Origin of the sequence: Sphingobacterium sp. BIGb0116 (assembly GCF_024808035.1) — a bacterium.
GTDB classification, from domain to species: domain Bacteria; phylum Bacteroidota; class Bacteroidia; order Sphingobacteriales; family Sphingobacteriaceae; genus Sphingobacterium; species Sphingobacterium paramultivorum.
The window spans coordinates 931,164-945,637 of sequence record NZ_JANUDT010000001.1 but is presented as its reverse complement, the minus strand read 5'-3'; the positions used below and the strand labels follow the sequence as shown (position 1 = coordinate 945,637).

The 14,474-nt window shown below is 42.7% G+C and carries 8 protein-coding genes; 7 read left to right on the top strand and 1 reads right to left on the bottom strand.

The features are described from left to right. Window positions 1-542: 542 nt before the first annotated feature. The 5 genes from M2419_RS03940 (at window position 543) to M2419_RS03920 (ending at window position 9,712) form a co-directional block, all read left to right on the top strand. Window positions 543-2,954: a TonB-dependent receptor gene (locus M2419_RS03940; RefSeq protein ID WP_153847840.1), complete on the top strand. Its 2,412-nt coding sequence runs from the start codon at window positions 543-545 to the stop codon at window positions 2,952-2,954. A 256-nt stretch (window positions 2,955-3,210) separates the two neighbouring features. Continuing rightward, complete coding sequence (locus M2419_RS03935) at window positions 3,211-4,698, top strand: tetratricopeptide repeat protein (protein ID WP_153847841.1); 1,488 nt, start codon at window positions 3,211-3,213, stop codon at window positions 4,696-4,698. A gap of 118 nt (window positions 4,699-4,816) precedes the next feature. After that, window positions 4,817-6,301 (top strand): TlpA disulfide reductase family protein, encoded by a 1,485-nt coding sequence (locus M2419_RS03930; RefSeq protein ID WP_259254266.1) that lies wholly within the window; start codon window positions 4,817-4,819, stop codon window positions 6,299-6,301. Between the two features lie 101 nt (window positions 6,302-6,402). Further along, window positions 6,403-7,134: a hypothetical protein gene (locus tag M2419_RS03925; RefSeq protein WP_259254265.1), complete on the top strand. Its 732-nt coding sequence runs from the start codon at window positions 6,403-6,405 to the stop codon at window positions 7,132-7,134. 328 nt (window positions 7,135-7,462) lie between these two features. Beyond that, window positions 7,463-9,712 (top strand): alpha-L-fucosidase, encoded by a 2,250-nt coding sequence (locus tag M2419_RS03920; protein ID WP_153847851.1) that lies wholly within the window; start codon window positions 7,463-7,465, stop codon window positions 9,710-9,712. A 186-nt stretch (window positions 9,713-9,898) separates the two neighbouring features. On the opposite strand, the gene M2419_RS03915 is transcribed toward M2419_RS03920, so the two are convergent. Next, window positions 9,899-10,264 (bottom strand): lipocalin family protein, encoded by a 366-nt coding sequence (locus tag M2419_RS03915; RefSeq protein ID WP_259254264.1) that lies wholly within the window; start codon window positions 10,262-10,264, stop codon window positions 9,899-9,901. 295 nt (window positions 10,265-10,559) lie between these two features. Here M2419_RS03915 and M2419_RS03910 point away from each other — a divergent pair, with 295 nt between their 5' ends. Together M2419_RS03910 and M2419_RS03905 are read left to right on the top strand one after the other, a co-directional pair. Next, window positions 10,560-13,466, top strand: a complete 2,907-nt coding sequence (locus tag M2419_RS03910; protein WP_259254263.1) for a glycoside hydrolase family 2 TIM barrel-domain containing protein — start codon at window positions 10,560-10,562, stop codon at window positions 13,464-13,466. Window positions 13,467-13,512: 46 nt separating this feature from the next. Continuing rightward, window positions 13,513-14,424: a S9 family peptidase gene (locus M2419_RS03905; RefSeq protein ID WP_228280169.1), complete on the top strand. Its 912-nt coding sequence runs from the start codon at window positions 13,513-13,515 to the stop codon at window positions 14,422-14,424. Window positions 14,425-14,474: the final 50 nt, after the last annotated feature.

The following is a 14,474-nucleotide window of genomic DNA, read 5'->3' as shown; positions in this document are numbered from 1 at the left end:
GGGGTATCTGGTTAGATCAAGCGATTGAAAGGGATTATTTTCGCTACGAGTGCAAAAATTTGATCATGTAGAGCAGGATGAGGAGATGCTATTCTTTAAAGCGACAAGCAAATAATGTTTACAATAAACTTTCATAAGAATACAGTCAGTTTTTATTGATATGACCGAATTTTAAGGACAATTATTATTCAATTCTAATACTAAGGTGGCTGATTTTATCGGTTGCCTTTTTTGAACCTCGGCCGATCTGCACAAATGTGGAGAACCGAACCCTATGAGGTGCCGTTACGGTATGCTAAAATAATTTGTACCTATGTGGTGAGTTATTTTTGACAAAAATGCTTTTTCTTATCAGGTTTTGGGGTCGTGAATTAAGCATGAAATTTTGCGGTCGCCAATCGATAGGCCAATAAAGCGAGTTGCGCACTGTATTATTTAACCTTCAGGCTAGCAGTTAACTAAATTATTATTTATAATTAGTCTAATTAGTTTTAATTAAACATCAAATAGTAGTATATTCGGCTCCATAAATTTTTTATGGAATGAAATCTATACATATTGCTGTAGCGATGTTATCGCTTACCGGTGTCGCCAATGCACAGACAGCCAGTATCTTTGGAAAGATTACGACTTTGGATGGCAATCCAGCGGAATCGGTCAACCTAACCATTAAGGGAACGAACAGACAGACACAGACAGATAAAAATGGTCACTACAAATTTGAACGCCTAAAACCGGGGAGCTATCAGCTTGTCACGAGTTTTACGGGTTTAAACTCAATTGAAAAAACAGTAACCGTTGAAGGCAATAAGCCGACCGTGCTTGATTTTGTCCTCAATGAAAACTACGCGCAGTTGCAGGAGGTACTCGTATCTGCATTCAAATCCAACCGTACGGTAAGCTCTGTCGCCAAAATGCCGCTGAGCAATCTCGAAAACCCACAGGTGTACAGTACAGTCTCTCATGAAGTAATGAAGCAGCAGGCCATTACCAATTTTGATGACGCTTTGCTGCGCAATGTATCGGGTATAAGCCGTACCTGGGAATCGACAGGACGGGGTGGCGATGGTGGCGCTTATTTTTCGCTACGGGGTTTTGAGGCCCAGAGCAATTTGGTCAATGGGCTTCCGGGCTTGTCGAGCGGTATCCTGGACCCGGCCGGTGTAGAGGAAATACAGGTGCTCAAAGGGCCTTCGGGAACGCTTTTTGGCGCTAGTTTTTACGGTTACGGTGGTGTGATCAATACCATCACCAAAAAACCTTATTTTGATTTTGGTGGTGAAGTGGCCTACAACTATGGCAGCAACGACCTGCATCGCGCAACCTTAGATCTCAACTCACCGCTAAATAAAAATAAGACGATCGTACTCCGGATCAATTCGGCTTTCCACCGCGAGCATAGTTTTCAGGATGCGGGTTTTAAAAACTCGTTCTACTTTGCGCCCTCACTGACCTATAAGGTCAATGACAGGCTGACGGTCAACCTGATGGCCGAGCTACTCGATATGAAACGGGCTGTTGCGCCGGTTTTCTTCCACTCGGACCGTGTTGCTCCGTTGACCTTTAAAAATATTGCCGAACTCAACCTCAATCCAAAACTTTCCTTTACAAGCAACGATCTGTCCATTAAAAATCCACGGTCCAATGTGCAGGGCGAGGTGCTGTACAAGATCAATGAGCAATGGAATTCACAGACTGTAGTCTCCATGAGCAATGTGAAGTCTGATGGGATTTACAGCTATATCTGGGGAAATCAGCCCGGTGATAGCTTTTTTGACCAGTACTTCCACAATGAAAACCAGAAGACCCGAACCTTTGATATACAGCAGAATTTTAACGGCGACTTTAAGCTGGCCGGTCTGAGAAACAGGCTTTTGGTCGGGGTCGACTATTTTTCCCGCGATGTAAAGGATCATGGTTCGGGCTGGGCACTGGGACGTCGGGTAAATCCGCAGGGACTGATCAAGGGGCCACTGGATGGCAATGGCAAGGAGCTGACGACGGTTCCGATGAACAGGCAGGCGATAGACCAGCTACTGGCGGGGACCGACGCGGGCGACCCTTCGCATATCAAAAGCAGTTCGTTCAGTGTATATGCCTCGGACTTATTGGATCTGACCGACCGCCTTTCGCTGATGGCGAGTTTGCGTGCCGATTACTTTGATTCAAAAGGGGAGGTTTCCAATGCAGACGATAATTATAGCCAATGGGCACTTTCGCCAAAATTGGGCTTGGTCTATCAGGTGGTAAAAGACCGCGTCTCGCTCTTTGCCAATTATATGAATGCATTCTACAATGTTGCGCCCAGTATCGTATACGATGCCAATAATGTCAAGACCGGAGTACAGTCCTTCAAGCCGGAGCGGGCCAACCAATGGGAACTCGGCACCAAGGCGAGTCTGATCAAGGATAGACTGTGGACAACACTGGCCCTGTATGATATTAGGGTTGCCAATCGGGTGTATAGCACTCCCACAGGTTCCATACAGGGTGGAAAGGTCGAGAGTAAGGGATTTGATTTTGACGTCGAAGCAATACCGTACGCTGGTTTTTCGGTCAAAGCAGGATTCAGTTACAACCATATTGCCATCATCTCCGGAAACGGAAATGATTTCTACAACGAAAAGGGACGTGCTCCGGGTGGACAGGGACCGAGTACACTGGGTAATCTCTGGGGATCGTACCAGATTCAGAACGGTAAACTCAAAAATCTGGGCTTTGGCCTAGGCGGTAACTATGCTGGCAAATACAAAGTCATCGACAATAGCGTAACCGGAGTGTTTGAGCTCCCGAGCTATGCGCTTTTAAATGGCAGCGTATACTACTCGTTTAACAAATTCAGGGTCAATTTTAACCTCAATAATATAAACAACAAGCAGTATTACATTGGCTACTGGTCTGTCAATCCACAGCAGCGCAGAAATTTTGTGGCGACGGTTTCCTACCGATTGTAATCGGGGATAAAGATAAAATGGAAATCATATTTATTTAAAATTTATTTGGAATTATTCTAAATAATATTTAATTTTAGATCATACTTAAAATTTGTTGTTTCGTAAAATCAAAGACTAGTCGTGAGACTAGTCTTTTTTTTTGTGGCGGGCAGAAAGACCTTTCTGTCAAAATTCTTATGTTTGCATAACCTGTCATGCTGGCTTTAGTAGGGTTCAGATGATACTTATAAAAAAATCTTAATTGACAATCTATCCTATGAAAAAACGAATTCTCTCTTTGATTTTATTGTTATTTGCACTGAAAACAATCGCTAGTGGTAGCAGAGAAAAAGAGATTGATTCCATCTTAAACCAAACGAAAGAGCTCCATGTGGCCGCAAAAATGGCTCCCCAACTGGAATCAGCTATGAAAGCTCTTGATTTGTCCATTGAATATGGTTATGATGAAGGAAAAGCAAAAGCTCATTTTTGGGCAGCAGACGCACTTTCGAATATTGGATTGTTTAAGGAGGCATTTAGCCACCTCCAACAGATTCAAACGACAGATTATTACAAGAAAGAGAACTCCTTGCAATCCGAAACGCATCGCTTAAAAGGACGGGTGTATTTGGGACTAAGGTTATTGCGCCAAGCGATTCGAGAATTTCATCTCCAAATAGCATCTACCGGTAGCTTGAAGGGTGAAATACAAATAAAATCCTATTTACATGCATACGGAAATTTAAGTACAGCATATGATTGGCTGGGACAGGCGGATTCGGTATTGAAATATAGCCAATTTCAGTTGGATATATTACCCAAGTTGCATGGAAAAGATTCAGCGATGATCGGTTTAGGCGTTTATGATGATCTTGGGACATTGTATACCAAGAAAGGGGATTTTGCAAAAGCAAAATTTTATCTTGAAAAGTCGCTGGAATTGATTGAGCAGAATAAAATTCCCATATACTTTAATACATATACTTACCTGGGCAACTTAGAGCAAGAGAAAGGTAATATTAAAGAAGCATTGCCTTATTTTTATAAAAGCCTGGCCAACATGCAGGCAGTTGGCGATCGAAATGCCATGCGAAACCAATACAAGTTTCTAGCGGAGTATTATCAATACTACAAGTTGGGCGCTAATAAAGCCAGTGAATATAATATCCATTATAATCAGCTCAATGATTCGCTAGAGAACGAAAATAAACAAGTATTGGATATTGTGCTCAACCAGATCTTGAAATCAAAAGATGTAGAGTCTGCTACAAAGGTTTCAAAATCAGTAGCCTTTTCAATCATGGCCTTTGTGTTGCTCGTTATCGTAATTGCATTTTTTATAAGACGCTCTAGGCACAACCGAAAGGTCCTAGCCGAGAAAGAAGGGGCCCTACAGGAAACGGAGAATACAAATAGAGCGCTAACCGAGCAGATTGGAGAAAATAAATTCAATAATCTGGTCGACCTGGCCAAAAGCAATAATCCCGAATTTTTGATCTTGTTTTCCGAGTTGTACCCCGAGTTTATTCAAGCATTAAAAACATTTGACGCAAATCTTAGAAGCACCGAATTGGAGTTTTGCGCAATGGCCTTTCTCAACTTTTCGACAAAAAATATTTCGGAATATACCTTTGTGACAATACGGGCGGTACAGGTCCGTAAAAATAGGCTGCGTAAGAAATTCGATATCCCTTCGGATGTGGATTTCAATAATTGGATGCGTGAACTGGTGGATAAGATCGATCAGCCAGAGGTACTCGAGTAACTCTCGGGCCTGCATTGCCGATTTCACGACGCCGTTAGCTTGGATGGATTGCTTTTAATTTAAAATATTATTTAAATTAGAGGGTAAATAACCCGGTAAACTATATAAATCCTGAGCTATGCTAAAAAAAATGAGCTGTGTCTTTTTCTTGTGCATCCTGTCGCTGAGCTGTACTTTTGCGCAAAGCCCTTCGCTTTCAAGTGGTTTTGTAACCTTGGTCGTTAAGGTTAGGGGCGATAAGAATGTGAAAGATCTCGATCTGCCTATTCCGTTTATGAGCAATCCCTTCCAACAGGATAAACCATTGCCATTTAAACAAGTAAATGATTCTACATTAATGGCATCAGCCTATTCCTTTGGACCTTCTGCAGTCTATATGCGGCTAAATGGACAATACCTTGCTTTTATACTAGTACCAAAACAGGTAGGCACGTTAACCATTGATATTCAGAATGGTGAAAACGGCGGCTTGCATTATCAGGGGCCGTTTAAGGAGATTTTTGACAATTCGGCAAAGCAGGAAAAATTGCTGATGGGCTTGTTTACTTATCCAACCGATAAAAAAAATATAAAAACACCATTTAAATCAGCCAATGATTTTAAAAGATATCTTTTGGGCCAGACGGAAGAGATGACAAAGAAACTGATCGCAGATACAACTTCGGGATTCCTCAGGGAATACTATACCCGACTCGTTGAAGGTTTTCAGGTACCAAGCTTTCTTTTAAATTATGCAGCTATTGTGTATGAGCACAATAAAAAGGCTGGACTGGACTCTACCAAGTTTCCAATGGTACCAACACGGGATATTTCGTTTTACGGCGATATCCTTAACCCCAGGTACCAGGATACGATGAGTCTCTATTATTCTGTGTATTCGAATGTTCAGGCTGCTATCCTACAAGATACGCTATTACATCTTCCAGATATTACAGCGGTTGGGCCTAGAGCCTTCAGAAAACAGTTGCAGCAGCGCTTTGATCCTATATTTAAAGGGCAGGGCAACCTGTTTTATGAGATGACAACAGCAAGTGCCTTTGTTCAAAAGATGAACAAGGGTTATCTGTTAAGTCCACAAGATAAATACGATATAACGAATAGTTTTACAATTAAAGACCTGGGCGAATATCTTCTTTATCAGGATGAACAAAATGTGCTCCTAAAACAGAAGTCCAATTCAAAGGTCACGATGTTTCCTTTCGCAGCAGACAAAGAGGAGGTTATTGAAGACTTGATCAAACCCTATCGGGGAAAAGTGGTACTGGTCGATTTGTGGGCGACCTGGTGTGGTCCCTGCATTGCATCTTTTCCTGAAATGGAAAAGGTAAAGAAACAGTATAGCGATCGCGATGATGTGGTATTTGTGTATGTGACGGATGAAAGCTCCGATCGCAAAAAATTCCAGGAGTTTACAAATCTGCTGGAAGGCGATCATTATTACCTCTATAAAAAACAATTTGCAGCAGTTATCAAACAGTTTGACTATGCTATTCCGAGCTATCTGGTTTTTGATAAAGCAGGAAACTTATCCGATCGTGCTGTCTCCCCCGAGAACAAGACTGAGGCTGCCAAATCCTGGATAGAAAAGGCGCTGAATAAATAGGGAGTCATAAACATAGGAGACAAAAGAGAAATTTGATAAAAAACTTTTAAAATTGTTCAATTGAATTTAAATCTACTCTATTTTAAATCGTATTATTTTTTATGAAAGCTTTTGGATTCCTTTTCTGCATTTTCTGTTTACTGACCATGAAATCTTTGGCACAATTGCCAAGTTATAAGATGGTCGATTGGGCCACGGCCAATGATATGTCCTCAAAAGAGGGAGGATCGTTCCTGAAATCGATAGCATTTAACAATGCTCAGGTCTATAAATATAAGGAAACCTTTATTATCATGCCGCTCAACCCATTCAGCAAAGCGATCTTAACCAAAGATAGCGTATTGATGGAAAGCTGGATCCAGAAGGAAATCTTTCCCATGGAAGGCACACTGAACCGTTTCTATTTCAATAACAGAGAAAAAATGGATCATTTAAATACCTTTGTCCCTGTACTGAAAAAAGAGCTCCTGCAAGCAGCTGGAATTGAATCCGAGATAGTTACAGCCGCTGAAATCGATAAGATTTATGCCTTTGTAGCAGACAAGAAGAATTTTGAAAAATATAAATTGAATTATATTGCGGTAATGGGCGATTACCTCAAATCAAAGGCAGCACCTGATGTAAAGTGGGGGCTGCTCAAAAGTAAGCAATTGCTGAATCCTCTGGTGCAGATGGCGCTGGTGAAAGATGACGGGGGAATAATCTATTATTTTGATCTGGAAGAGCGATTGGACAATTATGAGCTTAGCGGCAGAGAATCGATGGAGTATAAATTTCAGGATGCACACTGGCGCCGTTCCAACGAGATTGAAACTGCCATGGCCATTGAATAGGGATCCGTTATAAATTTTGCCCGACTGTTTCTTAGCTATAGTATTTGAAAGTTTTAGGTTAATAATATCTTTCTGATCGCAAAATACCGTCTTACGATAAAGCCTAAGACGGTATTCAACAAGTCGATAATGTGCAATGATTGATCGATAATCTTCTTTTTGCTCTTTTTTAATTCTTGTATTTTTACAAAATCTGTATGTGTGTAAACAAAAGTTTACTTAAATTAAACACCTGCTATTTTTTGCGAAATTGGTCTGTTTTGATCTATTGGTTTCCGAAAGATATTTGCCCAGTTTAAAGCGAGCTTTTTAGAATAAATAACGAATTATGAAAAGGAAATTGATGTTTGCGCTATGTGTAAGTAGTTTTTTTACACCTATCTATGCGCAGAAACAAATGAACTCAGATGCATTGGTATTTAAAAACACCTACGCTATCGAAGCAAAGGATAGTAAGAAAGACATTATTGCCAAGGCAGTCCATATTATACCGACGGACAAGCAGTATGAGGCCTTAAAGGATGAATTCATTGCATTTATTCACTTTGGCCCCAATACATTCACCAAAATGGAATGGGGCAGCGGAACAGAAGATCCAAAAATATTTGACCTAAAAAATCTCGATACCGACCAATGGTGTGCTGCGATGAAATCTGCCGGGATGAAGAAGGTGATCTTTACGGCCAAACATCATGATGGCTTCGTTCTTTGGCAAAGTCGCTATACAAAGCATGGTATAATGTCGACGGGATTTCAGCAGGGACAGGGCGATATTTTAAGAGATCTTTCACAATCCTGTAAAAAATATGGGCTCAAATTGGGGGTTTATCTTTCTCCGGCGGATCTTTATCAGATTGAAAATGAGAAAGGAATCTATGGGAATCAAAGTGTTTATACGGAGCGAACTATACCGGAAAAGGCGTCGGGAAGGCCCTTTAAGGATAAGCGAACTTTCCGCTATAAAGTAGACGATTATAATGCCTATTTTCTGAATCAGCTTTTTGAATTACTGACAGAATATGGCCCTATCCATGAGGTGTGGTTTGATGGCGCGCATCCAAAAACAAAAGGTGGACAGAAATATAACTATGCCGCCTGGCGGGATTTAATTTCCAATTTGGCGCCGAAAGCGGTTATTTTTGGTAAGGAAGATATTCGCTGGTGTGGTAATGAGGCCGGTAAGACCCGCAGTACAGAGTGGAATGTGATTCCATTTTATGCAGATCCTGTTCAGATGGAGGGTTTTCGAGATCTGACGGATGAGGATCTGGGCAGCAGGGAAAAGTTGTATAGCGCAAAATTTCTCCATTACCAGCAGGCCGAAACCAATACATCTATACGGGAGGGCTGGTTTTACCGCGATGATGTGTATCAAAAAGTGCGATCGGCGGACGACGTATTCGATATTTACGAACGTGCTGTTGGTGGTAATTCAACATTCCTTTTAAATATTCCGCCCAACCGAGAGGGGCGCTTCTCTGATGAAGATGTAAACGTGCTACACGCTGTAGGCGAACGTATTGAATTGGGCTATAAAAACAATTTGCTGACCGGAAGTAATCTGGACAAATCCTTGTTAGACAATAATGATAAAACGAATAAGACATTTCCTGCCGAGACAGGTGAACTGATCGTCTCTTTGCCACATCCAGTTAAATTGAATCGCTTGGTGATTCAGGAGGCGGTGCACAGCAACGGTGAACGTATTGAACAGCATGCGCTTGACATCTGGCAAGGCGGAAAATGGCATCAGGTGGCGACAGCTACCAATGTAGGGTACAAACGCATTTTGCGCTTTCCGGCAAAAGAAACAGACCGCATTCGATTACGCGTATTGGCTAGTCGTGCAACACCGGTGCTGGCTAGTCTCGGTGCCTACTATGTTCCAACACGACCACCGCAATTGGATATCGCTCGGGATACAGAAGGTAAAGTCAGCATTTATCCCGCAAAAAGCGAATTTGGTTGGAAACCACACCATGAGGATATTCTCAAAAATCTCAATAACGCTTTTGAAATCTATTATACCGAAGATGGTACAACGCCTTCCGCTGCGTCTCTAAAATACAGTGGTGCATTTGAAAGTAAAGGTAAACTCGTTAAAGCGATCGCAATTGACAAGGATGGCGCTAAAGGTGCCATAACACAGAAAGAAATGGGAATTCCTAAACAACGCTGGAATCTAGTTGCTGCAAGCAGCTCCTTAGATGGAAAGAATGGGCGTGAAGCTTTTGACGAGCGCGTTGATTCATACTGGCAATCGAAAGCAACTGGCCCGGTGCAGGAGCTGGTTGTCGATCTAGGAACCGAGTATTCAATTGCCACATTCAGCTACACTCCACAGCGTAAAAATGCGGAAGGCATGATGCAGTCAGGTAAGCTTTCTGTAAGTCTGGATGGCACGCATTGGGAAGATGCAGGCAGCTTTGAGTTTGGCAATTTAATTAATGATCCCTCGACACGCACCTATCACTTAAAAAATGCTAAAAAAGCACGTTTTATAAAGGTAGAATCGACAGTAATTGCCGGGAAATCGCAGTCACTGGCCATAGCAGAGCTTGATTTTTTTACGCCATAATGGTCGATTCAATTGCCTTATAACTAGAGCTAGGTGTTGATTTATGGTACCAAAAAATAGCCATCATACCCTGACAGCTGTAGCTGAATGGATGATTGCTCAGGATAAAGCAGACAAAAGCCCGGCGATGGAGATCCATGCCGGGCTTTATAATTCATTGCTTCCAATAGGAATTATTTTACGCTGTTATTCTTGCACTTTTTTGTATTCGAGGGTGCCCAATTGTTTATGATAAATGATACGTTTGGTCGCATCAATGTACTCTAAATTAAATTTGACAGGGATCAGTTTGACTGTCACAGTCAATATCTTATCGTCCTTTGAAAGCTTCCATTTTCCGTTAATGCTTTCTTCGGCAATAATACCTTCAAATTTTCCGTCTTCTTCAAAAACCTGATAGACCTGATCTGATTTGAACTGCTCCTTAATGGATTTTTCAGCTCCGTTTTTTGTAATCTTGACCAGCTGCCATTTGCCAATAAGGTCTTTGGATGCCTGGCTATAACCTGCAAAGGAACAGAGGACCAAAATAAATGTTACGAATGTTTTCATGTTGTGTTTGATTGTGTTGTAACGTATAGCTTAAATTTAGGAAATATCAGCGCATATTGGAGTACTGTTTGTCTTATTAAAATTAAATTTAGGATAAATCTATCTTCATAAATCCCCTCCGTTTTTTCAATAGCAAATAATGTGTGAAGGAATTCGGTATAAACGGGAAAGGATTGGGTATAAATGGGAGGGATTCGGTATAAATAGTTGTGCGAACGGTGTGTATAGTTTAATTTTTTGAAGGGTATTTCTTATACCTTCGATTTTTATGATTTTATTTTCAAAAATGAACCTGATGAAAGTACCATTTATCGTGCTGATCTTGATCTTCAATTGCTTCCTATCGCGAGGGCAGGATTACAGCATTCCGACACTGACAGCTTTACCCAAAGATATCATCCAAACTAAAGTTGATCTCAATGGAAGCTGGAATTTTGATGCATCCCCTAAACCAGACTTCTGGACAAACCTCAACCGTCGCAACACTCAAAATATACAGGTCCCTGGACAATGGATTATGCAGGGGAAGCAGGTTCCAGCGGGGCAACCGGCCGGTTATGCGCGTACATTTACGCTTCCGGAGAGCTACCGCGGTAAATGTATCAAAATAAGATGCAATGGCGTGTTTAGCGAAAGTACGATTTATGTGAACGGAAAGCGGGTGGGGTACCATCTTGGTGGTTTTACGCCTTTTGAATTTGATATCTCAGATCTTGTCCACTGGGATAGGGCCAATGATATCGCCATAGCGGTACGAAGCGAGACTTTGGCGGATTCTTTGGCCAGTGCATCCAAATATGCAGCCCATAATCTAGGTGGAATCAGCCGTGATATATTCGTATTTGCAGTGGCATCGACCAATATATCTTCCTTTCATGTATCAACTGATTTTGATGAGGCCTTTCGTAATGCAATACTGCATACAGAACTCGAAGTAGCCAATCAGTCGAATCAAAAACAACAAAATCTCCGCGTAAAATTTACGCTATGGAATAAAGATACCCAGGTCGTACCGATCGGAAATGAAATACAAACAATCGACCCTTTGTCGCTCAAAGAAAGCAAAAGTTTCAAATTTGCTATACCGGTCAATCAGCCAAAGCAATGGACCTCGGAAGATCCTTACCTGTATACCCTGCAGGCCGAATTGATGGATGGCGACAAGTTGCTGCATCGTACAATCCGAAAAATCGGTTTCCGTGAACTGAAAGTGGAGGGTAGCCAGCTCTTGGTCAATGGCAAAGCGGTCAAATTGCATGGCGTCAACCGCCATGAGGTGATGCCACTCCGTGGCCGGTCGTTGACGGACGATATCTGGAAAAAGGATGTCGAATTATTCCGTGCCGCAAATGTTAATTATATCCGTACCTCACACTATCCGCCCGATGAGCGTTTTTTGGATGCTTGCGATGAACTGGGGATGTTTGTCGAAGTGGAAGCCCCTTTCTGCTGGGCCCATCAGACCGAGGTACCGGCCGATAAAATGGAAGCGCTGTTGGTTAATCAGCATGTTGAAATGGTCAATCGGGATAAAAGCCATCCTTCGGTGATTATCTGGTCGCTCGGAAATGAATCACTCAAATACAAAGAGTATTTTAAACGGGCGGGCCAGGTGGTCAAACAGATGGATCCCACGCGGCCACGTATTTTCAGCCAATGGGGACCTGATGCGGATGATGGTGAACTGGAAATTACCAACCACCATTATCCCGGACCGACAGGCCCCGATAAATACCGGGATCTCAAAAGACCAATTACCTTTGATGAATATATCCATGTCAATTCTTACAACCGCTTTGAGCTTTCTGCCGACCCTGGCATCCGCGATATGTGGGGCCCGCTTTTGGATCGGATGTGGACCGCTATGTACAACAGTAAAGCAGTGCTGGGTGGTGCGATATGGGCGGGGATAGACGATACGTTTTTCCTGCCCGACCATAAAGTGGTCGGCTATGGAACCTGGGGGCCATTGGATGGCTGGCGCCGCGAGAAACCCGAATATTGGAATGTGAAAAAGGCCTATAGCACTGTCCGTATAACCCAGGTAGCAAACCATGATGCCCACGGGAAACTGAAATTTGAGCTAGAAAACAGGTATAATTTTACAAATACAGCGGCCTGTCAGATCGTATGGAAATGGGGTGATAGGGAGGGCACTGCGCAGACGCAAATCGAACCGCGTAAAACGGGTGCTTTCGAACTCGACCTCCATGGCATCGACGAACCAAATAGTCAGTTGTATATAAAGGTCATTTCGCCATTAGGTTTTGTGGTCGATGAATATCTGTTTACCGTAAAACCTCAAGCCTTACAGGTACACAAATCGCTAAAGACTACGTTAGTGACCAAAGCATCTACAGCTAATATTACGGTGTCTACCAAACAAAACAGCTTTGTCTTTGATAAGTCGAACGGTAAAGTTACGGTGTCAAATGCTAAGGGAACAACGCTTATCCAGTCGGGGGCCAATTTGATGTTGCTTCCACTCAACTCGGAAGGTCGTGGCATTCAGATGTTGGGTGACGATCAGAATTTTGAGCCTTACAATCCCCTTTGCTCAAACTGGGTAGCTCAATCCATTCTGCTGAAAGAATCTTCTGCAGATAAGGTCGTGATTGAAGTGACTGGCACTTATGCCCAGGCCGAAGGGAAATTGAACTATACTGTTTCCAATGATGGTACCTTCACTGTTACCTATAATTTTAAATTGCTACAGGATGTCAGCCCAAGACAGATCGGACTGGTCTTTGACATTCCAAAAGAATTGGATGAACTTAGCTGGGATCGTGTGGGCTATTGGAGCTATTATCCGCAGCAGCATCTGGGTGCCTTGCAAGGAAGGGCAAAGGCTTTCAATCCGCAGCGGCCGATTTCTGTTTCGGCAGGACCTTCCGAAAAACCAACTTGGGACTGGTCCGAAGATCAGACCACGGCCGGGACAAATCTGTTCAGGGCAACCAAACAAAATATCAGATCTGCAAGCTTAGTTGCGGGCGATGGACGAAAAATCAATGTTTTAAGTAATGGGCAGCAACATCTCCGGACATGGCGGGATGTCCATACCGACGCCAATAAACTCCTGGTCGCTGATTATATTAACGCCGGTAGAGAAGGGTTTTTGAGTTCGCATGCCGAATTGGATTATAGGCCGCTTAAAAGAAATGATCAGGTGAGTGGATCGATAACGCTCAATTTTAATTAAATTTAGGAATCAATGGTATTGAACTTTTTAGGAACCTAAAACAAGCATGAAAAAAGCAGTGAAATATAAAATTTCTTACCTAAGCCGTACCCTACAGTACGGCTTATTTGTCTTATTGTTGACTATTGCAGGGCAAAGTATAGGGCAGCGAAAATCGAGTACCGACGGGATCACCTTAGGGAAAAATGGAGTGGGCGATTTCAACCTGGCCCAAAATATGAAATTGGGTGCCTCAAACTTAGATTTCCACGGTTTTGAGGGCTATAGTTTTTTATTTCAGGGACGTGAGGCCAAGATTATCCGTCCAAAAGTGACAGCGGTAGGGCATCCTTGGGTATGGCGGGCCCGCTTTTGGGGGCACGAACCGCAGGTAGACATTGGCCTGCTCGAGCGCGGCTACCATGTGGTATACTGTGATGTCGCCGAGCTTTTTGGTAATGAGGAAGCGATAACAATCTGGGATGGATTTTACCGAAAGTTACAGAAAGGTGGGCTCAGTAAAAAATCGGCTATGGAGGGAATGAGCAGGGGTGGTGTCTATATCTACAATTGGTGCCTACGTTATCCTGATCGGGTAAATGTGATCTATGCCGATGCGCCCGTATTGGATTTTAAAAGTTGGCCCGGCGGCAAAACTACAGGAAAAGGAAGTAAACCGGATTGGGAGATTTTTAAGAAAGACTATGGATTGACCGAAACACAGGCTTGGGCATTTGCGGATGCACCCATTGATAAAGCCAAAATCATTGCGGGTTTCAAAATACCATTGCTGCATGTTGTCGGCGATAAGGACGATGTCGTGCCTATTGCCGAAAATACCTTGCCATTTGCGGAGGAGATTCGTCGCGCAGGTGGTCATATTGAGATCATCCATAAACCCGAGGTCGGCCATCATCCGCATTGTCTGGTAGACCCAAGTCCGATTATCGATTTTATACTGAAAGCAAGCAGCAAATAGGGACAAAAGTCATTGCTTTCTTTGGCTAAACAAAAACCACATCAACAAGG